Source organism: Bradyrhizobium sp. dw_78 (assembly GCF_018449525.1).
Taxonomy (GTDB): Bacteria; Pseudomonadota; Alphaproteobacteria; order Rhizobiales; family Xanthobacteraceae; genus Bradyrhizobium.
This window is the reverse complement of sequence record NZ_JAAVUS010000008.1, coordinates 339623-362774: the sequence shown is the minus strand read 5'-3', so window position 1 is coordinate 362774 and position 23152 is coordinate 339623. Positions and strand designations below refer to the sequence as shown.

Genomic DNA, 23152 nt, shown 5'->3' with positions numbered 1-23152 from the left:
CTTCTCAAGACCGGAGATCGATATCAGGTTAGATGGAGCACGAAGCTCCAAAACATTGGAAGCGTACGCGCTTCTCTCTACCTGTCCCTTCAAAACAAGCCCTCCGCCGATCTCACCGGGGCGCGGCGAGTAGAGCAACGCGTTGCCAAGAAAATTACTATGTACACATGTTAATCGCGCGTACTTAGCTTCGTCAACGGCTGCGGGGCTCAAAACGTCACGCACCTACGAACAGAAGTTAGGCAGGCATCGCCTAAAGAAGTTGCGAAATTTTTCGGATGTCCAAAGCCGTATCGCACAGCACGGCCGGATCTATCGATTTTCCGCTGGCAATCAATTGCCGGGCAACACGCATATCGTTGCTTCTGTTGAACGCTGCGGCCGCCACCACTTTGTCGTCTTTCAAATAGAAGGCGCTGAACTTGAGACTAGCAGGCTCTCCGCGAAAACAGATTTCATCCCATTCCGTGGGCGTACCCAGAAGCTGAACATTCACATCGAATTGATCCGACCAAAACCAGGGTATCGCCGCGTAGGGCTGACGCTCTCCGCACATGACCTTGGCGACCGCCATCGCCTGGTTTTGAGCGTTTTGCCAGGATTCCAGACGCATCCTTCGACCCACCGCATGGTTCATGTGATTTGCGACGTCGCCGGCTGCATAAAAGTTCGCCCGACTTGTTTCTCCGTACTCGTTAACGAGGATGCCGTTTTCAACTTCTATTCCGGCCTCCCGCGCGAGCATATCGTTGGGAACGATGCCAATCGAGGCCACAACCAAATCGGCGGCCAAGCTGACACCGTCGGTACAAACCACAGCACGAACGCGGCCACCGTCTCCCTCGATCGCGGCCACGGCCGTTTCCAAACGGAAATCCGTGCCACGATCCCTGTGCAAATCAGTAACAATGGTCGCCAGTTCCGGCGCCAGGGCCCGGCCAAGCACGCACTTCTCGATTTCCAGTACCGTGACTTGCTTGCGGAGTTGCCGTGCCACCGCGGCTACTTCAAGACCCAGAAACCCACCGCCAATCACGACAATCCGTTCGGCCGACTGAAGAGCAGCGCTCAAGCCAACGGCGTCAGCAAGATTCCGAAGATAAAAGACGCCGTCGAGATCGGCACCAGGAACACGCAACTCTCGTACCCTGCCGCCAGTGGCAAACATCAAGCGGTCAAACGCGATCTCGTTCCCAGATCCGAGCCGCACAAGCTGCGCGTCGGCGCTGACCGCAATAACCGGGTCGTCGAGACGCAATTCGACGTCTTGCGCTGCGAGATCATCGGCTCCTTTGAACAAATAGGTGGATGCTGCATCGACTTTGCCGAGGAGAAAATCCTTAGACAGAGGAGGACGCTCGTATGGTGGATGCCCTTCGTCGCCGATCAGAACAACTCGGCCCTGAAACCCGGACTTTCGCATCGCCTCAACCGCGCGGCCGCCCGCCTGGCCCGCGCCGATAACGACGTAGGTCTGGCCAACGCTCACGCGATATCCACCAGAGCCCAGCCTTCCTCTTCCTTCACCAGGAAAGTCTCAAGATCCACGGTGATCGGAGCTCCCTGCCCTTTGCCGGTCGCGATTTCGAAACGGCCCTGATGAAGCGGGCATTCGATGCAGCCGTCTTCGACGTACCCGTCCGACAGCAGCGCATAAGCGTGAGTACAAACGTTATCAGTCGCATATACCTTACCGGCGACGCGATAGAGCGCAATGTTGCGGCCGGCGACTTCAACGCCGATTACGTTATCTTCCTCGATTGCCGTTAATTCTGCCACGCGATGCCAAGCCATGCCGTCCCCATTCGAATTTCCGCATCTCGAATCTCCAACCTAGCCAACCATATTGGCAGATTTTGGAGAGAGGTAACTTTCAGATTTTTCCGCCACTCATCGGACGCCTTGGCATCGCCGGACACGTCTCTCTTTTTGGAAATATCAGACCAATCCGGCGTTACCGCCGTACCGCGCCCCTGAGAGGGTACGACCTGCACACCCGTATCAGATCAGCCAATCCATCTTCCGTAAAAGACGTCGTCCTCGACCTTCACTTCAAATACCCGCAGCCGGAATGCTGGACTGTTAACGCCCCTGCCGTCCGACAGTTTGAAGGTGAAGTTATGATTGGCACAGCGCAGGACCGTATCGTTCGCCATCAACGCGGCATCTGCAAGGCTGGCCTTGAGGTGCGGACAGGAACGCTCAACACCGCGAAAACCCGCCTTGGTCCGGAAGACCAAAACCCCTTCACCCGCGATCTTGGCACGGGCCGGGAACTTTTCCGTCGCGTTGCTGATGCCCTCCAGCTTGTGCCATCCATCGTCAGTCATTAATCACCACTCTAATTTCTTCAGGCGATAAGGCCAGCCACGTCGTCTTGATCGCGTCCAAGACCAAGCTCGGCCAACTACGGTCGGAGCGGAGCCGGTTTCGACGCCGGGTTTAATCAGGCCATTGCCAACGTCTTCTGATTGGCGACGGCCTTCATCCGGGCAAGCACGAACGATCGGTCAAGCCTGGTCAGGAACAGGCCGATCTGGACGGTGAAAGTCTGCTCAAGGAAGCAGTCATAGACGGCGCGCAGCCCATCGCGCAAAGAAATCGAATGCGCGCGCAAGACCCGATTAAAGATATCCTGCAGTTCATAGGCGAACTTGGCGTTCAGCTTGCTGCCATTATACCCCACCCATTCGACGGAAGATAATGCTGCGTGCAGGGATTTCAGGAACTCGCGCTGAGACGTCGATAGACGCTCGGCGACCGCCGGAATCTCGTCCTCCGACACCTGCATGAACCAATTGCTTTCCTGTTCACCGCGAGTGAGATCCACCTCGATTTGCTTGCCGTTCTTGAACGCCAGCGTGGGCACAATGCGCTGCTTGGCCTTCCGCGCCATCTTGTAACAGTCGAACAGTTCGAACTCGCCGTCCTCAACCTGGAAAACGGTAACATCGGCCGGCATTCCAACCGCGAGGCTGCCGGCCCGGTCCATCAGCTTAAGCGCACGCGCCGGATGCGAGGTCACGCACTCGATAACATTTTGGATTGACATGCCAAGCTTTAGAAAGATCGACATGACATTTGCCAAGGAATGGCACGGATAGACGATATTGAACTGCTGAAGATCCGAGCTGATGAAATACGGAAGAAGGTCCTGCTGAAAGCATTTCTCGGCAACCGGCCAGGAAAAATTCATACTTCCAAAGCCGATGTCAAACAGCACGCCCCGGCGCTGAGCCTCGCGCACGAACGGCAGCACCTTGCCGTCGTCCCCGATCACTTTCCCCGGATTGTTGTGATAGACATGGGTAATGATGTCACCGGCGTCAGAGATCTTGAATGCGTCTTCAACCAGCGTGGGATAGGGCGGAGGCTCCTGCATCTCGCCAATATGTTGGTAAAGAGGAATCCCGAGAATCTTGGACAGCCCCTTCCCGACATATAGAGGACCAGCATTCGGAAGGCTGTAAGCGCTCACCTTGAGATAGCGCAATACACCGGGATTGGCTTCCGCCCATTCAACCCATTTTTCCACGGCCACATTGTTAAGGCCGCGGCCGCTCTCCTCAAACCCAATGATACCAAGCGGATGCACGTGAGCCCCGGCATACACACTGGTGGTGGTGTGATCCCGCACCATGGCCATGAATTCATCAAGCGTGAGAATTCCTGTCCCCCCGGCATCCACGACGCTTGTCACACCCTGAGCGACGCCGATCGAATCAGGATCGCTAAAGCCGAGCGCCCCGTAGGCATGAACGTGTATGTCGATCCATCCCGGCGTAAGATAGGACCCCGACAGGTCGAGAACCTTCGCTCCGGCGGCAGAAACATCCTTGCCTACGGCCTCAATCTTCCCCCCGGAAATGACAACGTTCATCACGCCGTCGATGTTCTGCTGGGGATCAATGACGTGAGCGTTTTTCAGAAGGAACGTGGAGCCGTTTGCCATTAGGGAACCTCTAACGTAGCCGCCGAAGCAGTCTATCTCGCAGGCAACGCGGTATGCCCACGTCAATTTAGAATGTACACATAGTAATTATGCGCTTTTGTCGCGTCAAACGTTATATTCATTCAAGCAGAATGCTGCCGTTGCAAAATCGTTGCGCAAAAAGGAAATGAAATTCGAGCGCCGCCTACAGCATTGCCCGAACATTGGTCACAAAATCCAAAATCATGCACAAATTTTTGCCAACGGAAAGCACGCACGCCTCCATCTAGCTTGATGCGACGGGCTCGTGCGCTGTTGATGTGCGTTACATAATTTTTGAGAGCAAGCGCAGCAAAATCTCTTGTTCGTTGGAATTCAGCGGCTCCAGCGTCTGCTTTGTAATCGCAGTCGCCTTGGGTAACGATCGCTCGACCGCTCGATTCCCCATTTCGGTGAGACTGATGATCAAACGTCGTCCATCGTCGGGATCCGCTTCGGTCTTTATCAGGCCGCGGGCCGACAAGCGATCAATCACTCCTTTGATCGTCGCGGCGTCGATAGCGGTAGCACCGGCCAGAAAATTCTGCGAGCACGAACCGACTTCATGAAGCTTGACCATCGTCGTCCATTGCGCCGGCGTCAGGCTGTCGCCGATTAACTCGGCGAAAATTGTGGTGTGACGTTGGGAAGCGCACCGCAGAATGAATCCGATTTGTTCTTCAAGAACGTAAGAACGCGCCGACGTTTTTTGCCGCGGCACTGGCGAAACAGCAATGCGCATAACAGAACCTTCGCTTGGTGATCTGGAGTTTTTGTTTTAACGCCCCAAGCAACAGGATCAAATAGAATTTGTACGATCTGTGAAATCGCCTTCGATAGCAAGCGCGACACCAAATTGGTAAACGAAGCGCCTGCGTGCGACATTCGGCCGGTGGCGGCTCATTTGTTGAGAGAGATGACGGAGCGGAAGATCGGCGGCCCGCTCTCTTTCTCGCACCTGGGATTGGATTTGAAACTATAACGACCGAAGTTCAGTCGCGAATTTCGTCTCTCGCATATAGTCGGCCGTAGAACCGAGCTGCAGCCATGCAAGCGACCTCGCTTTAAGCAAGTCGTGAAATGCGGTACATGGTTTCGCCAGCCAATATCATCGCCTCGCCTGGAGGGTATCGTGAAGACCTACCAACTTTTCATCAACGGCCACTATGTCGACCCCGCTAACGGCGAATGGTTCGATTCCATCGACCCCTATCATGGCAAGGCCTGGGCAAAGATACCACGCGGGTCTGCGGCCGATGTCGACAGCGCCGTGAAAGCCGCCAATGAGGCGATGTGGCATGGCCCTTGGTCGAAGATGACGGCGTCTGCACGTGGCAAGGCGATGCGTAAGCTCGGCGACCTCGTCGCTGCGAACGCAGAGCGTCTCGCCGAGATCGAAGTGCGCGACAACGGCAAGCTCATGGCCGAGATGCTGGGCCAGCTTCGCTACCATCCGGAATGGTGGTGGTATTTTGGCGGGCTCGTCGACAAGCTCGAAGGTGGCCTTGTGCCGATCGACAAGGCAGAGACCTTCGCCTACACGACGCATGAGCCTGTAGGCGTCGTCGCGGCGCTCACGGCCTGGAATTCGCCGCTCCTGTTCGTCGCGTGGAAATGCGCCGCGGCCATCGCCGCTGGTTGTGCCGTCATCGTAAAGCCGTCCGAATTTACTTCTGCCAGCACGCTGGAATTCGCCGCGCTGACAAAGGAGGCTGGCATTCCAGATGGAATTTTCAACGTGGTGACCGGCTTCGGTCCAGAAGCCGGCAGCGAACTGATCTCGCACCCGGGAATCGCCAAGATCACCTTCACGGGGTCGGATGCGACAGGCGCGAAGGTCTATGAGACCGCCGCGCGCAGCCTGAAGCGGGTCTCGCTGGAGCTGGGTGGAAAGTCCCCCAATATTGTCTTCGAAGATGCAGATCTGGACGCTGCTGCGGCTGGCGTCATCTCCGGCATTTTCGCGGCGACAGGCCAGACCTGCATCGCCGGATCGCGGCTCCTTGTGCAGAGCTCGATCAAGGACAAATTCGTGGCGCGCCTGCTAGAACTCGCCCGTTCGGCCAAAATTGGCGACCCGATGCAACCGGACACAAATATCGGCCCAATCACGACCCCTGCGCAGTACAAGAAGGTGCTTGATTATATCGAGGTTGCGAAGGCGGAAGGGGCACGCTGTATCCTTGGAGGAAAGCCGGCTTCAGGCAAAGGGATCGTTGGTGGCCAATTCATTGAGCCGACCATCTTTACCGATGTCGATAACACCATGCGGATCGCGCGCGAGGAAGTTTTCGGACCTGTGCTATCGATCATCAGTTTTGAAACTGAGGAAGATGCCATTCGCATTGCCAACGACACGATCTATGGCCTTGCGGCGGGAATCTGGACCCGCGATCTCGCTCGCGCCCTGCGGGTACCGAAGCTGCTGCGCGCGGGGACCGTGTGGGTGAATACCTACCGGGCCATCAGCTACATGATGCCGTTCGGTGGTATGAAGCATTCGGGTGTTGGCCGCGAGAGCGGAATCGACGCGGTTTACGAATATCTGGAGACCAAGAGCGTATGGATTTCGACCTCGCAAAGCGCTCCGGCCAATCCATTCGTGATGCGTTGACCGACGGAAGCGGCATGATCTTCTTGATTGCGGAAGAAACGATGATGCCACCACGCGATACCATGGCCGAACTCCTCATGACAGGCCAACCGCACAGGCGGTTCGCCGCGATGACGTCCGGTTTGGACATCCACTATGATCTCGGCGAGGGAGGCTAGCCCTGCCCCCTCTCTAATCGTCGAACGACGGAATAACAGGTGAGGACTTCCTACATAAAGCAACAGACTTCTTTGCTGTAAGGCATTCAGAGAACGAACCCACTAACAACGGGCGGCGATAAGCGTGATTTTTCCGAAAACGACGCAGGTGCATCAGCCTACTGGACCAATTGCCTGATTTCCTGAACTGTGATCGCGAAGTTCCGTAAAATGCGTCGTTCGATTCGGACGAACGGGTACTGAAGAGACACAGTGACCTGATGGCCTAAGTTTGCCGGTGGATTTCGGAATCGACACTCTACCAATGAGGGCCAGTTGGAAAATCTCTTCCTTGAGCGCCAGCGCGAGGTCGTCAAGCCGGCGGTCTTCGGACGGCCGCCCGTGCGCCTCAAAGATTGACCATGGTGAGCCCGCGTTCGTCATAGCGCTGACCCTGGATGGTGTGGGTCCCGATGGCGGTCTCGATCATCTTGAGGTCTGCGGCGGTCAGAGCGAGTTCCGCCGCCCCAACGTTCTCTTCGAGTCGCGTGCGCTTGCGGGTGCCCGGTATGGGCACGATCCATGGCTTCTGTGCGAGCAGCCACGCAAGTGCCAACTGTCCTGATGTCGCGCCTTTCTGACGCGCGATATTCTTCAAAGCGTCCACCAGCGCGACGTTGTTCTGCAGTGCCTCCGCCTGGAAGCGGGGATTGCGTTTGCGAAAGTCATCGTCCGCGAATTTGGTGTCGGCCGAAAATGCGCCGGTCAGAAAACCGCGGCCCAGCGGGCTGTAGGGCACAAAGCCGATGCCCAGTTCTTCCAGAGCGGGCAGAACTTCAGCTTCAGGCTCGCGGGACCACAGCGAATACTCGCTCTGCACGGCGGTGACGGGATGTACCGCATGAGCCCGTCGGATCGTCGCAGCGCTGGCCTCCGAAAGCCCGAAATGCTTGACCTTTCCGGCCCTGACCAGTTCGCCGACCGCGCCGGCGACATCTTCGATCGGAACGGCCGGGTCGACGCGATGTTGATAGAAGAGGTCGATGTGATCGGTTCGCAGACGCTTGAGCGCGGCCTCCGCAACTTCCTTGATATGCCCGGGCCGGCTGTCCACGCCGACCGGCGAGGCGCCGCCTTGCGGGTCCAGCTTGAACCCGAACTTGGTGGCTATCACCACCTTGTCGCGGAGCGGAGCCAGTGCCTCGCCGACGAGTTCTTCGTTCGTCCTCGGGCCGTAGACTTCCGCGGTGTCGAAGAAGGTGACGCCAAGCTCCACGGCACTCCGAAGCAGGGCGATCATCTCATTTCGATCGCCGGCGGCGCCGTATGCCCAACTCATGCCCATGCAGCCGAGACCGAGTGCGGACACTTCGAGCCCGGCTTTGCCGAGAACGCGCTTCTTCATGTTGGATCTCCTTCGGGATCAGTTCTTATTCGCATGGCCAAGCGCCCAGACATAGGCTGATACCGCGGCGACGTCCTGCTGCGAGAGCGGAGCTCCGCCGAGCGGCGGCATCACGCCCTGGTATTGCTTTGGCTGAGCCACACCTTTCTCGATCGTCGCGGTCAATCCGGACAGGCTTCCGTCGCTCCAGAGCCAATGCCCGCTGTTGAGCGGCGGACCCTGGGGGCTTCCGCCGGCATCAGATCCGTGACAGCCGCTGCAGGTGCCATCGCTGACCTCGCCATGAAAGATCCGCTCCCCCAACGCCACCTGCTCGGCGGTAGCGCCCGCCGGCGTCGGAAGCGAACGGGAAAGCCGGCCTGCGTCGGGATGCAGGCCTTCGGGCGGCGTAGCCGAGGGCGAGCCGCTCGCGCTGACGACGGGCGCCGGCGCCGCCGCCACCGCGTCCGATCCATCACCGTTATAGGTGATGCGCCAAATCCGGCCGTGAACGTCATCGGCCACGTACAATGCGCCGTCGGGGCCTTCAGCAAGGCCGGTCGGCCTGAACGCCGCTTTGCCCGGATCTTTATCCGCACCGGCAAAGCCATCCGCGAAGACCACAAACGGGCCGGACGCTTTGCCATCAGCTAACGGCTGGAAAACGACGTTATAGCCTCCCTGGGGAAGGGGCGCCCGATTCCAGGAACCGTGAAACGCGATGAACGCGCCGCCGCGATATCCTGCCGGGAATTGGTTGCCATGGTAGATCGCCAGATCGTTGGGCGCCCAATGGCCTGGAAAAGCGGCCACGGGCCCTCGCCGCTGTGCGCAGACGCCGACCTTCTTGCCGCCGTCGCCGCCATATTCGGGGGCGAGCACCAGCTTCTTTTGCTGTTGATCGTAATAGCATTCAGGCCATCCGTAGTCGGCCCCGGGCGCGAGCTGCAGCAATTCCTCGGCAGGCAACGTCGCGCTCTGCTCGGCGGTGTAGAGTCGCGGCCAGTTCTGGAAGAGCTGGTCGCGACCGTGCTGGGTCACGAACAGACGGCCGGCAGCATCAAACGCGAACCCCTCGCCGTTACGAATCCCACTCGCATAGCGCTGTGATGGAGAAAAAGCTTGACCGGTCTTGTTGGCATCAAACCGCCAGGTGCCGCCGCGGGTCTGCTTTTCCGTGCATGGCGCGATGCCGCGCGAGCCGGCGATACGGTTCTGTTCCTGACAAGCATTCGTCGCAGTGCCCACATCGACGAAAAGGGAACCTTTTCCGTCGATCACAAACGGGTGCATGGGGTGGTCACCGGTCAAAGGAAGGCCGGAGACCACGACTCGAGGGGTCCCGCCGGGCAGCGATCCCGGAACAAGCTCGTAACGGAGAATTCGATGGTTTTCTTCAGCATAGAGACCGCCATTATAGAGGGCGATCCCGCTCCCTCCGGTCCCTCCCTGCTCGACGGTCACGCCGAAGCGCTGGATGACATCGGCGCGGCCGCTTCCCTTGGTGTCCCTCAGCGCCACCAGGAAACCGCCGGGCGGCGGAGGCGAATTTGGAAAATATCGGCCACTCCAAGTGTTGGCGTAAACCTCACCGTCCGATGCGACGACGAGATGACGGACATGACCGAGATTGTCAGCGAATATGCTGGCGCAAAAACCCGGTGACAGCGTAAGTCCGCCATTGTCGCCTTGACACCGCGCAGCTTGACGCCCGGATGCAGCGTCTTGCGCCATCGCCGGGCGCATATTCGACCCGGCCATCGATGCAAGCGCTACGACGACCGATGCAACCATCCACGCGGCATTCGCGACACGGCAACCACCCTTTTTCATGCTCGTCTCCTTGCGTTCACTGGAACACCTCGGCGCATCGCACCCGATTGGGCTTCGCACGAATTGCAGCCCAGCAGCATCAAGCGGTCCCCTCTCACGAACACGCGTCGCGATAAATGTGAGGAAAACTTGAAACGTCAGCCGGATTTGCGATCTCCTTCCATATCAGCAAGCACGTTTTCGACAACGCACGAAAAACTGAAGACCAGCAGCACATGGTCACTCGCCCAAGGCAAAAGACCTTTCGGACTTTTCCAAAAATGCGCCAAACGCCGCAGCAAGCTCGCTTCATTTCCAATTGGCGCGGTCCGGCATCCAGTTTTTCTGCCGCCCGGTGCGCGTCGGCTCGCCACGTCGACCCATGAATACCCTCAGCTAAAGGGCTATCTGCCCGAGGCAATTGCCCAACGGAAAAAAGTCAAGGCGCGATCGAGCAAATCTGATGGCTCACTCCAAAGTGACGCGGGCGGCGGGCGGCTCCGTTATATACATATGGATATTTTGCGCGAACTGCTCCGCGCCGGTGGATCTGTCAGTCAGACAATAAGGATATCAAAATGATTCTGCGCACCCACAAGCCGGTTGCAAATCTGACTGGACGGTTGCTTTGCACCGCCGCACTGGCTGCCGGCATGCTGGGCATGTCCCCGGTCTCCGCGCAGAAGCCCGCGCAAGTAACCCCGCCGCCGCACGACGCCCCTCTGCGCGCCTTGACCCCGGTGCCGGCGCAGATGCTGCTCAATCCGCCGGACAACGACTGGCTGATGTGGCGCCGCACCTATGATGCCTGGGGCTACAGCCCGCTGAAGCAGATCAACACCGACAACGTGAAGAACCTGACGGTGGCGTGGAGCTGGGCGATGACGCCGGGCGCCACGGAGACAACGCCGCTGGTCCATGACGGCGTGCTGTTCCTCTACAACTGGCTCGATAAGGTGCAGGCGCTCGACGCCACCAACGGTGAGCTGCTGTGGGAATACAAGCGCGATATCCCGCCCGAAATCCCGCGCCAGAACGGCAACAATGCCGCCAAGCGCAACATGGCGATGGTCGACGACAAGCTGATCGTCGCCACTTCCGATGCCCATATCATCGCGCTGGACATGAAGACCGGCAAAGTGGTCTGGGACCACGAGACCGAGGATTACAAAAAGGGCTGGCGCTATACCGGCGGCCCGCTGGTCGCCTCCAACGTCATCGTGCAGGGCATGACCGGCTGCGGCAATGCCATGCCCGGCGGCTGCTTCGTCACCGGCCACGACATCAACACCGGCAAGGAGCTATGGCGCTTCCACACCATCGCGCAGCCCGGCGAGCCCGGCGGGGATTCCTGGAACGGCCTGCCGCTGGAAAAGCGCTTCGGCGCCTCGACCTGGAACTCGGGCAGCTATGATCCCGAAACCGATACCCTCTTCCTCGGCGTCGGCCAGCCCTATCCCCATGTCGCCGAAATCGGCGGCCTGCTGCCGAAGAAGGACGGCGCCAACAACGACGCGCTGTACACCGACTCCACCCTGGCCCTCGATCCGCATACCGGCAAGCTGAAGTGGTACTATCAGCATTTGCCGAACGACACCTGGGACCTGGACTACGCCTATGAGCGCGTGCTGGTCGACATTCCCGTCGACGGCAAGGTGCGCAAGGCAATGGTGACCGTGGGCAAGCTCGGCATCATCGAGGTGCTCGACCGTACCAACGGCCAGTGGCTGTGGTCCAAGCAGACAGTGTACCAGAACGTTGTGTCGGCGATCGACCCGAAGACCGGTGCCAAGACCATCAACCAGGCCGCCGTGCCGCACATCGGCCAGACCACCACCAACTGTCCGGCCGATCCCGGCAGCCGCGGCTGGCCCGCCACCGCCTACAGCCCGCGCACGCACATGCTGTACATCCCGCTGAACGAATACTGCTCCGACACCACGCCGGTTCCGATCGAGGAGGGCAAGAGCTACACCGGCGGCAGCCGCGCGATCTTTGCGCGCCGGCAGATTCCGAACAGCGACGGCAACATCGGCCGTATGGACGGCGTCGATCTGTTCAGCCAGAAGGCCGTGTGGTCCGACCGCACGCGCGCGCCGCAGACCGGTGCTGCGCTCGCCACCGGCGGCGGCCTGGTGTTCGCCGGCGCGCTGGACCGCTACTTCCGGGCCTATGACGACAAGACGGGCAAGATCCTGTGGCAAACGCGCGCCACCAACATCGTCAACTCCTTCCCTATCACCTACTCGGTCAAGGGCCGCCAGTACGTGGCCGTTGCCGTCGGCAACGGGTCCAGCCACGCCCGTTCGCTCGCCACCCTGACACCGGAGATCGGCATCCCCGACGGCGGCTCCGCCTTGTTCGTCTTCGCCGTGCCGCAAAAATGAACCAGAAATAAACAATGCAACGACGCTTCTTCCGCCCTTCCCTTCGCAACGCCCTGGCTGCGATCCTCCTGCCCGCGGCTTTTTTTTCGGCCGCGTTCGCGCAGGCGCAAAGCGGCGTGGCGAACGCGGATGCAGGGTCGCAAATCTACGCAGCCAACTGTGCCGCCTGCCACCAGGCCGGCGGCACAGGCATGGCCGACGCCTTTCCGCCGCTGGCCGGGCACGTTCCCGACCTCCTGAATCCGACGGACGGTCGCACCTATGTCGGCAAGGTGCTGTTGTTCGGCCTTGAGGGCAAGATCAGCGTCAACGGCGGCAACTACGACGGCGCCATGCCGGCGTGGCAGGCTTTGAGCGACGACGACATTGCAGCCGTGCTCAACTACGTCAGCAACGCCTGGAACAACGGCAAGTCGCTTCCGGCAGGTTTCAAGCCTTTCACGGCCGATGAAATCAAGGCCCTGCGTATGCCAGAGCTCACATCGGCGGCGGTCTATGCGCTGCGGTCCGGCACGCAGCAGGCCGGCGGCGGTGGGACGCCGGCAACAGCAAGCGGCGCGGCCGGAACAGTGCCCGTCAGCTTCACCGCGGACCAGGTGACGCGCGGCTCCGACATCTATGCGGAGCGCTGCGTCCAATGCCACGGTGACACGCTGGACAACGGCGAATTCGGCGGCGCGCCGCTGAACGGATCGTATTTCAAGAAGCACTGGGGCGGAGGCTCCGTGGCAGCCTTGGTGGCCTTCATGAAGGCGAAGATGCCGCCGGACCGGCCTGGCAGCCTCACCGACCAAAGCTACGCCGAGCTCACCGCCTTCCTGCTGGACGCCAACGACTATCCCAAAGGCGACAAGGAATTGCCGGCCGACGCGCCTTCACAACAGGCGATGAGCCTGAAACGCGGCCAGTAGGCCGCTACGTTTTGCAAGCTGAAGCAAACTGAGCCCGTGGTCCAATTCCGAAGAACCGCAGGAGGAGATAGACAAATGCCGTTAAATGAACGCGCAAAGACGAGTCTCCCTTTAGCTATCTCTTCAGTTGTCATGGGGTTGGTCGTGGCAACGGTCGAGACGAGCTTGCGGCTTTCTGTCCTGTCGCTGGCTGCGCTGCTGATCTGCTCCGCGGCGCAGGCGGCTGAGCCCAAGCTGGTCGTCACCACCGAACCGAAGTCGCAGCCGGAGAGCTTCACCGAGGCACCGGACGGTTCGCTGATCATCGGCAGCGCCAGCAAACCCGTGATCTACCGCGCCGCAAAGGGCGCATCCGAAGCGAAGACATTCATCGACGTCAGCGCCGCCGAGGGGAATGTCAGCTTTCTTGGTGTTCTGGCGGACGGCCCGACCAATACGCTGTGGGCCTGTGAAATCATCGGCGTGGGCAAGAATCACCATTCGATCCTGCGCAGCTTTGATCTGACCAGCGCGGCGCCGAAATTCCGTTGGCCGCTCCCCGGCGACATCAATCTGTGCAACGATTTCGTTGTCGGGCCGGATAAGGCCCTCTATGTCAGCGATACTTTCGGCAGTCGAATTTTCCGCCTCAGGCCAGAGGCCTCGGAGCCCGAATTGCTGATCGAGGATCGCGCGCTCGACGGCATTGACGGCATTACCTTTCTGGGCAGCGAACTCTACGTCAACAATGTGATATCCAACAATTTGTACCGGATTCCGCTGGATCAGGCCGGCAAGGCGGGTTCGCCCGTACAGATCTGGCCCGATCGCCCGATCAAGGGGCCGGACGGTATGCGCGCCTATAACGGCAAGCTATATCTGGCCGAGAACAGGAACGGCCGCGCCAGCATGATTACCGTCAATGGTGATCAAGCGACCGTCGTCACCATTCTCGACGGCCTGACCCAGCCCACGGCGATCGAGCCGGCTGGCGATACCTTGTGGGTCGGCGACCGCGCCAAGGACAAGGCGATCGCCCTGCCGATGCTGAACTGACCGACCCTTGATCGCGCGCGGCGGGGTTGTTTGGAAGGCGATCGAAATCACGGCGCCTGTCTCGGCCATTCGGTCCGCTGACGCCGGGGCGCCCGCATTTTAACAACACAAAAGACTATCAAGGTGCCGACCGCGGTGTCAGTTGGCTGTGTTCGGCAGAAAAAGACGGCCCTTCACTTTATCAGCTATCGACCGAGGCGCCATCGCATCATCCAACGATGTTCCAGCCACCGGGTAGCCATGCCCTTGTGTTTTTACGATCAAACATAAAAGACAAAAGGCCACGCGGGCATTACACCGCATGGCCTTTGCGAGACTGTCCCCGCAGGCCCTCCCGAGATTCCGTCTCGGGGTGCATAGCGTGCGGGTGGGGTTGCCTGTGTAATGGAATGACCTACAGCTCAGGCAAAAAATGCCTCAACCAACCCGTCCGTATCAAACAGCGTCCTTGGCAACTTTCAGGGGTGACGCCTTGACCGACTTGCTGGCCGGCTTGGCCGCGAACTCCATAGGTTCTTTCGTAAAAGGATTTACACCGCTGCGGGCCTCAGTAGCAGGCTTGTTCACGACCGACATTTTGGCCAAGCCAGGAATGACGAACTCGCCGGATTCATTCAGTTCCTTATAGCCTACCGTCGCCATCTGCTCGATGACGGCCTTTACGTCTCCTTTGGAAACCTGCGTTCCCTCTGCAATTGCATCGATCAGCTGATTCTTGGTCATCTTGGCCATGATGGATTCCTTTGTGGTGGCTCAGAATAGTTTAGAACGCATGAGCTACGGGGGCGTCACTCTGTTTAAAACGCGGCAAAGCCACGCCGTTCGCTTCTCGTTCATACCTGTGGTCATGAAGGTACTGGGCTTAAAACCTATCGAGGCCCAAAACGCAAGGAAGCAGCTCGGCGTGCGTGCCTCCCTGGCAACTACGTGCCAGAAGCGGCCGTTAGGCCGGAATGACCGGCCTCGAAGGTTGCAATTCTCGCCTCGTTGGATGAATCACAGAGCAGAGCGGGATGACTTTTCTTCGAATCGTCATCCAGCTCTAACTTTCTGTTTGAGCATGATATTTTCGGAAAACCGGTTTCCACTTTTCCGGATCATGTTCTAGGGAGCGTAGCGGAATTTCTCACCCTGCCGATCGCGGTCGTAAACGCATTCGCCAGCGACATAAGTAGCGCGAACCGCACGGTCGTCGCCGAGGGTCATCAACACGAACAGAAGCTCCTCGAGACTCTCGCAATAGGAACTGCGGAATTCGAGCAGCGGCGTTGCCTTGTAATCAAGAATGCAGATGTCGGCGTCGAAGCCGGGTTCGAGCCTGCCCAGGCGGTGGTCGAGATAGAGCGCATGGGCACCGCCAAGCGTTGCCAGGTAGAAGGACTGGGTGGCATTCAGTTTGGTTCCAGCAAGGGCAGCGACCTTGTAGCTCTCGTTCAACGTCTGCAGCTGCGACAAGGAGGTACCGGCGCCGACATCCGTGCCGAGTCCAACCCTGACCGGGCGCCTGGAATCGATGGCATCAAAAAGCCGGAACAGGCCACTCCCAAGGAAGAGATTGGAGGTCGGGCAATGCGCCAGCGCCGCGCCAGTGTCATGGCAGGTGCAGAAATCCTGCTCCGTCATATGCACGGCATGGCCGAAAACCGAACGCTGCCCGACGAGCCCCGCATGGGCATAGACGTCCAGGTAGCTCGACCGCTGCGGAAACAGGCTCAACACCCACTCGATCTCATTCTGGTTCTCGCACAGATGCGTCTGCATGAAGAGGCCGTCCCATTTGCGCAACAATGCACCGGCCGCTTCGAGCTGTGCCTCGGTACTCGTCGGCGCGAAGCGCGGCGTGACGCAATAGTGCTGTCGGCCTTTTTGATGCCAGCGGGCGATGAGGGCGTCGCTTTCGTCATAGCCGCGTTGGGCGGTGTCGAGCAACGCTTCAGGTGCGTTGCGATCCATCAGCACCTTGCCTGCGACCATGCAGGTATTGAAACGCGTTGATTCTTCGAAAAACGCGTTCACCGACTGAGGATGAACCGTGCAGTAGACCGCCGCAGTCGTTGTGCCGGCGCGCAGCAACTCGCGCAGGAAGAACCTCGCCGCCAATTCCGCATGGGCCTCATTGGCGTATTTCTGCTCGGTCACGAAGGTATAGTTATTCAGCCACTCCAGAAGCTGCGATCCGTAGGCGCCGATCATCTCGACTTGTGGATAGTGAACGTGAGTGTCGATGAAGCCGGCCGAGATGAGCGCATTCGGGTATTCGGTCGGGACCACGCCGGTCGGAAGTCGGGCGATGATCTCGGAATAGGGCCCAATCGTCTGGATCTTGCCGTCTTCAATAATGACGAGGGCATCCTCATGATGGACGAGGCAGGTCTCGGCGGCCTGTTCGAACGGATTTTGGCGAAAGGAAACGGTAGCCCCGCGCAGAGCCTTGATCGCAGTCACCGTGAGCACCTCCTCGAGCATGATCCGGAAAAGCGGAAACCGGCTTTTCCTCGCGACAAGGGCGGAGCGCGTTTGCGCAGAAAGACCATGCTCAAACAAAAAGATAGAGTTGGATGACGATTCGAAGAAGACTCACCATACTCACGGGGCACGATTCAACTCAGTTGAATCATGCCCGTCGTCCATCTGCCAGCCAGTCACGCATAAGCCGTCTCATCGAGGAAACGCAGGAGCTCAAGGTTGAATCCATCGGGATCGGTGACGGTCGAAGCATGGCCACCTTCGGCGGCAAGCCACAATTTCGCACCGGGGATACCGGACGCCAACGCCTCCGAGCAAAGATAAGGAACGAGCACATCGTCCTGCGTGCCCGCGACCAGGGTGGGCGCCGCGATCTCGCCCAGCCGCGCCGAAACATCGAAGGCCAGCAGCGCGCCTACCCGTTTCATCAGGTTTTCAACGCCCTGGAAATGGGCGATGCCGTGCGCGACTTCGCGCGCGATGCTGTCTTCATGCCGCATGAGCCAGGCCGCCGGATAGAGAAAGATCGGCTGGGCCTGAACATAAGCTTCGGGACCGGATCGTTCGAGCAAGGCAAGCCGTGCGGCGAAACACCGGCGCGTAGGCGAGGCCGCGGTCTGCCAGGCATTGACCAGGACAAGCCCCGAGACCCGCGACGGTGCGCGGAGCGCCAGTTCCATGCCGATCAGGCCGCCGAGCGCGTGGCCCATGAAATGGCAGCGCCCCACCCCCGCTTCATCGAGAATGCCGACCACGTCGTCAGCCATCGCCGCGATGGTGTACCCCTCCGGCAGCGCGCCTTTGTTTGCGCCAGTGCCGCGGTGGTCATAGGCGATCACATGGAACCGCTCCGACAGCGCCGCGAATTGCGGCTTCCAGAACGCGCCGAGGCCACCGAGACCGGCCGACAACACGATGGTCGGCGCATCGGTTTTAGCGCGGCCGAAAGCTTCGTAATTCACGGCGCGCTCCTAGCCCTTGCGCCCCACATGGGCGACGCTGGCGATCTCGATCAGCGCATCGGGCTTGACGAGGCCGCACTGAATACAGAATCGCGCCGGTTTTCCACCGGGGAAAAATTCGGCATACACTTTGTTCATCGCAGCATAGTTGGCCCAGTCGGTCAGGAAGATATGATTGAAGGTCACGTCTTCCATGGTACCGCCGGCGGTTTCAACGACAGACTTGATGGTTTCCAGCACATGCCGGGTCTGGGCTGCGACATCCCCGACATGAACGACATTGTTGTTCTTGTCGAACGGCAGGGTGCCCGATACATAGACGATGCCATCGGCCATGGTGCCCGGCGAAAACGGCGCAATGGGTGTACCGGTGCCCGGCGGCGTCACGATCGTCTTGGGCATTGTTCAATCCTCCCTGGAATGCGTGGGTGCGGTCTGGAGCACGGCTCCGCAGAAATCGTTGACGTTGGAAACCCAGCCGAAGAACTTCTCGATGTTGTAGAGCGAAGCCTGGCGCACGAAGTCGGGCCCGAGATGATGAACGGCATCTTCCAGTACCACGCTGAAATATTCGAAATGGAAGGCGTCGCGCAGCGAGGATTCGACGCAGACATTGGTTGCGACGCCGACAAAGACCAGGGTGCGGATGCCCCGCGAACGCAACACGCTGTCGACATTGGTGTTGAAGAAGCCGCTGTAACGGGTTTTCGGGATGAGAATATCGCCGGGTTGCGGCGCAAGCCCGTCCACGATCGCGTAATCCCATGTGCCTTTGGCCAGCAACGTGCCGGCAAGTTCGGGACGCGCCCGCATGGTCTTCATCGCATTGGATTTATGCCAATTGGGCGAACCGGGACCACCGGCCTCGACATAATCCTTGTCCCAGCCGTTTTGGAAAAAAATCACGGTGCAGCCGGCGGCGCGCGCGGCCTCAATCACCTTCTTGGTCTGTCCGATTGCGCCGGCCGCTCCCGAAATGTCGAAGCCGGCGATATCCACATAGCCGCCCTCAGTGGCGTAGGCGTTTTGCATGTCGACGACGATCACCGCTGTTTCAGCGGCATTGATCCTGAGCGGTTCGGGCCGGGCTGGAAGAACGACCGTTGACGACACGCGGCCGGCCGATTCATTTGCTACGGCGGAGGAGATTTTGCTCGTCATCACGCTACCTCAGATACCGGAACGGCCTTGCGACTCTTCATGAGAGGCTGAATGCGCTCGCCAAAAGCGGTAATGCCGTTCACGAAATCATCGAAGGTCAGAAGAACGCCACCGGTGCCAGGCACCTCTGCAACTTCATCGAGCATGCGCGCGACATTTTCATAAGAGCCCACCAGCGTGCCCATATTGATATTCACGGCCGACGTCGGATCCGCCATTTGCCGCACATTGGTGTCGGTCCCGGACGACTTGTCAACCGCGCTTTGTTGCCCAAGCCACGCGATCGCTTCCTGATCGGCGCCAGCCTTGATGTATTCCCATCTGGCACGCGCCGCCGCGTCGGTCTCGTCCGCGATGATCATGAAGAGCAGATAGGATTCGACGTGACGCCCGGTCTTGGCGGTGGCGGCCGCCAGCCGCGTGTTCAGGGACGAGAATGCGGCCGGGGTGTTGACGCCCTTGCCGAAGCCAAAATTGTAGTCCGCATATTGGGCGGTGAAGGCAAGACCGGCATCGCTCTGGCCAGCGCAGATCAGCTTCATCTCCGCGGCAGGCCTCGGACTGAGACGGCAATCATCCATCTTGAAGAAATCACCCTTGAAGTCGGACTGCCCCTTGCCCCACAGATCGCGAAGGATCTGAACATATTCCGCCAGATAATCGTAACGCTTGGCGAAATATTCGTCGCCCGGCCACATGCCCATCTGGGAATATTCCGGCCGCTGCCATCCAGTGACGACGTTCAATCCGAAGCGGCCATGGCTGATGGAATCGATCGTCGAGGCCATGCGGGCCACGATGGCCGGCGGCATCACCAGCGTCGCCGCCGTGGCGAATAATCTGATCTTCGTCGTGACCGATGCAAGCCCGGCCATGAGCGTGAAGGATTCGAGATTATGATCCCAGAATTCGGTCTTGCCCCCGAACCCGCGTAATTTGATCATCGAAAGCGCGAAATCGAGGCCGTATTTCTCGGCCCGAAGCACCACTTCCTTGTTGAGATCGAAGCTCGGCTTGTACTGCGGCGCATTCTCCGACAGCAGCCATCCGTTATTACCGATCGGGATGAAAACACCAATTTCCATGACAGCCTCCCGGACTGACCCCGCAAAGTGGACATCAATCCAGAAGGCACAACATGTGCCATCTATAAATTTATTCGCTATATCATATACTTACTTCGCATCCCGCAAACAAATCGGACCAATTGGTCTGAAAAAGTCCGTTCGGTCCGAACCAACGGCGGCTTTTGCCGGAAATGCGGGCAGCGCGCTGCCTTATCTCCGGTCACCCGCCACCTTCATGTTCGAGTCCGCATGTTCGTGTCAGCGGTTTGGGAAGGCTTTCACGCGGAATTTTTTCGCGCCGTTCGTGTACCCGGCAACGGCAGACGACCGGGCTTGATGCCGTCAAGTATGATGCGCTGGATGTCGCCGATCACCTGCTCCAGATAATCGTCGTCGGCCAACTGCCGCCCCACCACGGCTTCGACCTGCGATGCAAAATCCGCGTAGTGCTGCGTCGTTGACCAGACCGCGAAAATAAGATGGTGGGGATTGACGGGTGCCAGCCGCCCGGCCGCGATCCAGGCTTCAATCACGCCTGCCTTGGCGTCGACAAGAGATTTAAGGGACGTACGAAGGGCAGGCCCGATCAGAGGAGCGCCCTGGACGATCTCAAGACAAAAAAGCCGCGAGGCCTCCGGCTGAGTTCGCGAAAATTCGACCTTGCGCCTGATATAGTCGCGGATGGCATCAACGGGATCCTGGTCGACCTCAAGGGCCCGCAGCGGAGCAAGCCATTCGTCAAGAAGCCGGCGCAGCACGGCGACATACACATCTTCCTTGGAGGCGAAGTAATAAAAAAGATTGGTCTTGGAGACGTCCGCCGCGGCCGCGATCTGGTCCACGGTGGTCCCGTGCAACCCGAACCGGGAAAAAAGGGTGAGAGCAGCGTCGAGGATCACTCCGCTTCTCGCCTCGATGCGCTGCCGACGGCGGGGGGTACTTTTCCCATTCCGTGACGAGACCAGAATCGATCTGGAGACGCTGATTTTGCGCCCCTTTCGCTTGGCCACTTTTTTCTGTGTCTTGCCGGAGGCCGGACGAACCGCCTTCGCCTGGGTTTTCATCATAAATATTCCTGCTCCCCAGAGATAACTCTCACAGTCGATGCTGGGGACGCAATGTTCAATCTGACCGGCATCGCCGTCTTCGATGTCCAACACCCCTCGCCGAACCGCGCATACATGTGGCCCGTTTTATCTGATGCCTGTTTTCGCTGATTTGCGGGCCAGTTTCCGAACTGTGCATGCCGAAGATGGCGCGGCTTTGGCTCGGTCAGCAGAAGTGCCGGGCATGGCTTTCCATGTTCAAGTCCACGGCACGGCAACTCTATCCGATCAGTCTTGCAAAGGTTTGCCTCTGGTTTCCGGCAAGAGAAATGCTGCGACGATCACAAGGGCATAGGCTGAAGAAGCAAAAATGGCCATGGCGGCCCCGAGCTGCATATTGGCTGCCACCAAGCCGACGAAAGCCGGCGTCACGGCTCCGAAGCCACGGCCGAAGTTGTAGGTGAAACCTTGTCCTGAGCCGCGGATCCGCGTTGGAAAGAGTTCAGCAAACCAAGCACCTATACCGGTCACGATCCCCGACGTGAAAAAGCCAAGAGGAATGCCGATCAGAAGCACAAGAGGCTGGTTCAGCGGCAGCAGGGTGTAGGCGAGTACGGATGCGATCGATGCAGCCGCCATCAGCAAGAAGGTATGCCGCCTGCCGAGAGCGTCGCTGAGATGCGCGCTCGTGATATGGCCCGCGAAAGAGCCCACGATATTGACGAAGAGATAAAGACCGGTGTTGGCGACCGACAAGTTTTGCACGGTCTTCAAATAAGTGGGAAGCCACGTCAACATGACGTAGTTGCCGCCGAGGGCGCCAGCCGTCAGCATGGCTCCCAAAACCGTTCGGCCAAGCATGTTGGCTGAGAATATCTCCAGGAATTGCGTCGACGAAGCTGCCTTGCGTGTCGACGCGCCGGCTTTAAAGGTTTCGGACTCCGTCACATGTTGGCGGACGAAATACACCAGAAACGCCGGCAATGCGCCGAGTGCGAAAAGCACGCGCCAAGCCAGCGTATCGGGCAATACCATAAGTACGATCGTGCCGAGGAGAGCCGCTATCCCATAGCCGATCGAATAGCCGCTTGCGACGCTGCCGACGGCGCGACCGCGGAACGCCGGCCGGATTGTCTCGGCCATCAACGCCGCGCCTGCCGCCCATTCTCCGCCGAAGCCCAGGCCTTGAAGGCTACGTACAACGATAAGCTGTGAATAGTTCTGAGCAAAACCAGCAAGCAAGCTGAAGACCGCGAACCAGAGGATGGTAATCTGCAGCACGCGGACACGGCCGAACCGATCGGCCAGGATGCCGGCGGCCCAGCCGCCGATCGACGAAACGATAAGGGCGGAAGTTCCGAGCAACCCCGCTTGCCCCTTTGTCAGATGCCACACCGATAAAAGTGTAGGGATCAGGACCGCATAGATTTGCACATCCATGGCATCGAGGGCCCAGCCGCCGAAGCAGGCCCAAAAAGACTTGCGCTCCGGCACCGTAAGCTGTCCGAACCAACCGAAAAAGCCAGCGTCGGTCTGTGTTATTTTATCCATAGCGATGTCACAAAATCAGATCGAGCGCTGGAACGCCCCAGCTTGGCTATCATAGGTAATAGATCCCAAGAGATCTGAAATTTTTGATAAGGCCTCGACCTTGGCCCTTCGTGACCGCAGCCCCTCCTATTTGTCAGATCAGATGCCCGATCGCCTGCCTTGTAAAATCGACGCATTGATGCAACCGCCCGCTACGCGCTCTCCCCATGCCCGCTGCCGTAATCTCACGCTCCACGATCGTATTCGAGATCGTCATTGAGACGGAGTCCCGTTCGTTGCACCGCATCGGGATCTGTCACTTCTTTCTCCTGGGCTTCTGGCAGCGCTGGCGCCACTTCCGGAACTGGATTCGAATAGCGAGGCCCCGCAGATCGGAGAACTGTATGAGCAGGCGCCGGCGTCCTGGCGGGATCTGTTCTGGTCCGGCCTCGGAGAGAAGCCGGGAAGCTGACGTGAACGTCGCTCGCCGGCCGGCCTCTCTCCGGCAACACCACGTCACTGACGCTGCTTGCGCTCGATCATGTCAGCATCAGCTATCCTAGGCGTGACGGCATCCTGACCACAGTCGAGGATGTCAGCTTCACACTTTCGGCAGGCGAGAGACTGGTTCTGCTCGGCCCGTCAGGATGCGGTAACCGCATGATAGAGC

Annotated in this window: 21 protein-coding genes; 6 read left to right on the top strand and 15 right to left on the bottom strand. The window is 59.1% G+C overall.

Annotated elements, in window-relative coordinates; all coding sequences use genetic code 11:
- Positions 1–253 precede the first annotated feature (253 nt).
- From HB630_RS21580 to HB630_RS21560, 5 genes are all read right to left on the bottom strand, one after another.
- Complete coding sequence (locus tag HB630_RS21580) at positions 254–1489, bottom strand: FAD-dependent oxidoreductase (protein WP_213774419.1); 1236 nt, start codon at positions 1487–1489, stop codon at positions 254–256.
- Positions 1486–1794 (bottom strand): non-heme iron oxygenase ferredoxin subunit, encoded by a 309-nt coding sequence (locus HB630_RS21575; RefSeq protein ID WP_213774417.1) that lies wholly within the window; start codon positions 1792–1794, stop codon positions 1486–1488. The genes HB630_RS21580 and HB630_RS21575 overlap by 4 nt, the downstream gene beginning before the upstream one ends.
- Positions 1795–2006: 212 nt before the next feature.
- On the bottom strand, positions 2007–2330 hold the full coding sequence (locus HB630_RS21570; RefSeq protein WP_213774415.1) for a Rieske (2Fe-2S) protein: 324 nt from the start codon (positions 2328–2330) through the stop codon (positions 2007–2009).
- 116 nt (positions 2331–2446) lie between these two features.
- Positions 2447–3952: an amidohydrolase family protein gene (locus HB630_RS21565; RefSeq protein WP_213774414.1), complete on the bottom strand. Its 1506-nt coding sequence runs from the start codon at positions 3950–3952 to the stop codon at positions 2447–2449.
- Between the two features lie 304 nt (positions 3953–4256).
- A complete protein-coding gene (locus HB630_RS21560; RefSeq protein WP_213774413.1) occupies positions 4257–4712 on the bottom strand; it encodes a MarR family winged helix-turn-helix transcriptional regulator in 456 nt (151 codons plus the stop codon).
- Positions 4713–5102: 390 nt separating this feature from the next.
- Here HB630_RS21560 and HB630_RS21555 point away from each other — a divergent pair, with 390 nt between their 5' ends.
- The gene (locus HB630_RS21555) at positions 5103–6584 is read left to right on the top strand and encodes an aldehyde dehydrogenase family protein (protein WP_213774412.1); all 1482 of its coding nucleotides are present in this window, start codon (positions 5103–5105) and stop codon (positions 6582–6584) included.
- Positions 6533–6742 (top strand): hypothetical protein, encoded by a 210-nt coding sequence (locus HB630_RS21550; protein ID WP_213774455.1) that lies wholly within the window; start codon positions 6533–6535, stop codon positions 6740–6742. Before HB630_RS21555 ends, HB630_RS21550 begins: the two co-directional genes overlap by 52 nt.
- 388 nt (positions 6743–7130) lie before the next feature.
- On the opposite strand, the gene HB630_RS21545 is transcribed toward HB630_RS21550, so the two are convergent.
- Positions 7131–8126 (bottom strand): aldo/keto reductase, encoded by a 996-nt coding sequence (locus tag HB630_RS21545; protein WP_213774411.1) that lies wholly within the window; start codon positions 8124–8126, stop codon positions 7131–7133.
- Positions 8127–8144: 18 nt separating this feature from the next.
- Positions 8145–9626: a PQQ-dependent sugar dehydrogenase gene (locus HB630_RS21540; RefSeq protein WP_346656120.1), complete on the bottom strand. Its 1482-nt coding sequence runs from the start codon at positions 9624–9626 to the stop codon at positions 8145–8147.
- A gap of 441 nt (positions 9627–10067) precedes the next feature.
- On the opposite strand from HB630_RS21540, the gene HB630_RS21535 reads away from it, so the two are divergent.
- The 4 genes from HB630_RS21535 (at position 10068) to HB630_RS21520 (ending at position 14250) form a co-directional block, all read left to right on the top strand.
- Positions 10068–10499 (top strand): hypothetical protein, encoded by a 432-nt coding sequence (locus HB630_RS21535; RefSeq protein WP_213774410.1) that lies wholly within the window; start codon positions 10068–10070, stop codon positions 10497–10499.
- Positions 10496–12304 (top strand): PQQ-binding-like beta-propeller repeat protein, encoded by a 1809-nt coding sequence (locus HB630_RS21530; protein ID WP_213774409.1) that lies wholly within the window; start codon positions 10496–10498, stop codon positions 12302–12304. The genes HB630_RS21535 and HB630_RS21530 overlap by 4 nt, the downstream gene beginning before the upstream one ends.
- A 14-nt stretch (positions 12305–12318) precedes the next feature.
- Positions 12319–13215 carry a c-type cytochrome gene (locus tag HB630_RS21525; RefSeq protein WP_213774408.1) on the top strand — a complete coding sequence of 299 codons (897 nt, stop codon included), beginning with the start codon at positions 12319–12321 and terminating at the stop codon, positions 13213–13215.
- Between the two features lie 165 nt (positions 13216–13380).
- The gene (locus HB630_RS21520; RefSeq protein WP_213774407.1) at positions 13381–14250 is read left to right on the top strand and encodes a hypothetical protein; all 870 of its coding nucleotides are present in this window, start codon (positions 13381–13383) and stop codon (positions 14248–14250) included.
- Positions 14251–14685: 435 nt separating this feature from the next.
- On the opposite strand, the gene HB630_RS21515 is transcribed toward HB630_RS21520, so the two are convergent.
- From HB630_RS21515 to HB630_RS21480, 8 genes are all read right to left on the bottom strand, one after another.
- Entirely contained in the window at positions 14686–14982 is a 297-nt protein-coding gene (locus tag HB630_RS21515) for an HU family DNA-binding protein (RefSeq protein ID WP_213774406.1), read from the bottom strand.
- A gap of 372 nt (positions 14983–15354) precedes the next feature.
- Positions 15355–16686 (bottom strand): guanine deaminase, encoded by a 1332-nt coding sequence (guaD, locus tag HB630_RS21510; RefSeq protein ID WP_346656122.1) that lies wholly within the window; start codon positions 16684–16686, stop codon positions 15355–15357.
- Between the two features lie 206 nt (positions 16687–16892).
- The gene (gene rutD / locus HB630_RS21505) at positions 16893–17678 is read right to left on the bottom strand and encodes a pyrimidine utilization protein D (RefSeq protein WP_213774404.1); all 786 of its coding nucleotides are present in this window, start codon (positions 17676–17678) and stop codon (positions 16893–16895) included.
- A gap of 9 nt (positions 17679–17687) precedes the next feature.
- Positions 17688–18080 (bottom strand): pyrimidine utilization protein C, encoded by a 393-nt coding sequence (gene rutC, locus HB630_RS21500; protein ID WP_213774403.1) that lies wholly within the window; start codon positions 18078–18080, stop codon positions 17688–17690.
- Positions 18081–18083: 3 nt separating this feature from the next.
- Positions 18084–18839, bottom strand: coding sequence for a pyrimidine utilization protein B (rutB, locus tag HB630_RS21495; protein WP_213774402.1), 756 nt, complete (start codon positions 18837–18839; stop codon positions 18084–18086).
- A complete protein-coding gene (gene rutA / locus HB630_RS21490; protein WP_213774401.1) occupies positions 18839–19924 on the bottom strand; it encodes a pyrimidine utilization protein A in 1086 nt (361 codons plus the stop codon). The genes rutB and rutA overlap by 1 nt, the downstream gene beginning before the upstream one ends.
- A 260-nt stretch (positions 19925–20184) precedes the next feature.
- A complete protein-coding gene (rutR, locus tag HB630_RS21485) occupies positions 20185–21063 on the bottom strand; it encodes an HTH-type transcriptional regulator RutR (RefSeq protein WP_249780957.1) in 879 nt (292 codons plus the stop codon).
- A gap of 177 nt (positions 21064–21240) precedes the next feature.
- Entirely contained in the window at positions 21241–22503 is a 1263-nt protein-coding gene (locus HB630_RS21480) for an MFS transporter (RefSeq protein ID WP_213774400.1), read from the bottom strand.
- Positions 22504–23152: the final 649 nt, after the last annotated feature.

Excerpts from the sequence above, each read along its gene's own strand:
- HB630_RS21575 (WP_213774417.1), bottom strand. The coding sequence starts at position 1,794 with ATGGCTTGGCATCGCGTGGCAGAATTAACGGCAATCGAGGAAGATAAC.
- HB630_RS21570 (WP_213774415.1), bottom strand. The coding sequence starts at position 2,330 with ATGACTGACGATGGATGGCACAAGCTGGAGGGCATCAGCAACGCGACG.
- HB630_RS21565 (WP_213774414.1), bottom strand. The coding sequence starts at position 3,952 with ATGGCAAACGGCTCCACGTTCCTTCTGAAAAACGCTCACGTCATTGAT.
- HB630_RS21560 (WP_213774413.1), bottom strand. The coding sequence starts at position 4,712 with ATGCGCATTGCTGTTTCGCCAGTGCCGCGGCAAAAAACGTCGGCGCGT.
- HB630_RS21550 (WP_213774455.1), top strand. The coding sequence starts at position 6,533 with ATGGATTTCGACCTCGCAAAGCGCTCCGGCCAATCCATTCGTGATGCG.
- HB630_RS21545 (WP_213774411.1), bottom strand. The coding sequence starts at position 8,126 with ATGAAGAAGCGCGTTCTCGGCAAAGCCGGGCTCGAAGTGTCCGCACTC.
- HB630_RS21530 (WP_213774409.1), top strand. The coding sequence starts at position 10,496 with ATGATTCTGCGCACCCACAAGCCGGTTGCAAATCTGACTGGACGGTTG.
- HB630_RS21525 (WP_213774408.1), top strand. The coding sequence starts at position 12,319 with ATGCAACGACGCTTCTTCCGCCCTTCCCTTCGCAACGCCCTGGCTGCG.
- HB630_RS21515 (WP_213774406.1), bottom strand. The coding sequence starts at position 14,982 with ATGGCCAAGATGACCAAGAATCAGCTGATCGATGCAATTGCAGAGGGA.
- rutC (WP_213774403.1), bottom strand. The coding sequence starts at position 18,080 with ATGCCCAAGACGATCGTGACGCCGCCGGGCACCGGTACACCCATTGCG.
- rutB (WP_213774402.1), bottom strand. The coding sequence starts at position 18,839 with ATGACGAGCAAAATCTCCTCCGCCGTAGCAAATGAATCGGCCGGCCGC.
- rutA (WP_213774401.1), bottom strand. The coding sequence starts at position 19,924 with ATGGAAATTGGTGTTTTCATCCCGATCGGTAATAACGGATGGCTGCTG.
- HB630_RS21480 (WP_213774400.1), bottom strand. The coding sequence starts at position 22,503 with ATGGATAAAATAACACAGACCGACGCTGGCTTTTTCGGTTGGTTCGGA.